This window comes from Verrucomicrobium sp. 3C (genome assembly GCF_000379365.1).
Taxonomy (GTDB): Bacteria; Verrucomicrobiota; Verrucomicrobiia; order Methylacidiphilales; family Methylacidiphilaceae; genus Methylacidimicrobium.
This window is the reverse complement of the sequence record NZ_KB901876.1, coordinates 301,459-302,552: the sequence shown is the minus strand read 5'-3', so window position 1 is coordinate 302,552 and position 1,094 is coordinate 301,459. Positions and strand designations below refer to the sequence as shown.

General features: G+C 62.3%; 1 protein-coding gene. It reads right to left on the bottom strand.

Features of this window, described 5'->3' with window-relative positions; all coding sequences use genetic code 11:
* Nucleotides 1–254 precede the first annotated feature (254 nt).
* Nucleotides 255–1,094 (bottom strand): ISAs1 family transposase (locus A37A_RS0112275; RefSeq protein ID WP_155996676.1); only part of this gene is annotated, 840 nt, incomplete at its 5' end.

Here is a 1,094-nt window from a genome sequence, read left to right as displayed (position 1 = left end):
TCGATCCGCCTCGGCGTTCTCTCCGTGGAAGGCAAGCCGATCGTTCGTCTTTTGAGCAAGATTCCTCGGGAACTGAATCGGCTCCTGGAAAAACTTCGTCTGCTCCCGCTCTTCTCCCAGCCGCCGGCCTGGGCAGCGATGTAGCCAGTAGCGGAAAGGCCTGTCCTTCCGCATCAAGAAGTTATGCTGCTACTCAAGGGAAGTCAGGCTAGTGAGGCCGCTTTTTTTCTTCGTGCGCTGGCTGCGCACCACGATCAGGGCGCGGGCAAAGGGGAAGTCGACGGCGAGGGGCTCGATGGGGAAGGCATGGAGTTGGCGGATTTCGACTCGGCCATGACCGGTTTGGCTGTCGGCAAAAAGGGGGTGTCGGGCAAGGCGTCCAAGGCTTGCGCCTCTTGAAGTAAGTGCGGCTGGTTTCCCTTGATCCCGAACAAGTAATCGCCTCCTTTTTCCACGATGAGACGGGCCTGGCGCCGCTGGCAGTGCAACGGGTCGGCGGTGATGATTTTGCCATCCAGGGCCGGCAGCTTTTCCAGCAGCGCCACCGCCGCGCTTCGTTCGCATCGGGGCGTGCCCTGCTTTTGGTCGTGGACCGCCACCGCTTGCGGGGCGCCGTCCTCCTGTTGGGCCAAGGTCAGGAGGCCAATATGATGACGAATCATTTTGCCGTCCATGGCCAGCGCCTGCGGCAGCAGGCCGCTGTGGGCTTGCAGCCAGTCGGTGAGCCTGGAAGCGAAGGCTTCGGGATCCATACGGGTGAGCACTTGGTAGAAGACACTGTAGCCGGGAACCTGGTGAAAGCCTCGGGTGCCTTTCTTGAGCGGCAAGCCCAGCCGACGGCGTTGGGGTTGGGTCAGCGTAGTGGCAAAACGGGCGATCTCGGCGATCTCCCGCCGCCCGGCCAAAAGCGCCATCGCGATCAAGGTCAACACCGAGCCGACCGGATAGTGGGCGTTCTTCTTGCGCGGATCGGGCGCTTTCCAAAAGACCTCCAGCAATGAGTCGAGCTGCTGGGCGTTGACCGGCAGCGTGCCCGAGGGCCTCGCGCTCAAGCCGGCGCGGCACTCTTCGGGTAATTGGACCGCTCGTAACGT